The sequence below is a fragment of the Dellaglioa sp. CoH-57-MRSF-16 genome (genome assembly GCF_056782055.1).
The window spans coordinates 1-263 of sequence record NZ_JBXAXZ010000192.1 but is presented as its reverse complement, the minus strand read 5'-3'; the positions used below and the strand labels follow the sequence as shown (position 1 = coordinate 263).

The 263-nt window shown below is 57.8% G+C and carries 1 protein-coding gene; it reads right to left on the bottom strand.

The genetic code is table 11. The features are described 5' to 3' along the window. Nucleotides 1–263: conjugal transfer nickase/helicase domain-containing protein (locus AC1RPH_RS08385; RefSeq protein WP_481762128.1), on the bottom strand; the 263-nt coding region annotated here is incomplete at both ends.

Here is a 263-nt window from a genome sequence, read left to right as displayed (position 1 = left end):
TGACTTCACAGGTCCAAATGTTCAGGCCATTGGGGTGCTTGCGATGTAGCTGCAGCTTCTCGAAGCGCTTCTGCACCCACTGCCAATCCTGTTGATTCTCCTGCTTGGCGAGCGCGGCCACTTCGGGATGCTCCTGCGCATAGCGTTGGAACACACCCGGGCTGACCAGGTAGGCCGTGTCATTCACCGTATGCACGAGCGCCTTCGCGTCGTTGATGATGAGCCGTCGTGAGGTGATTCCCTGCTTCAGCCAAACCATGAAC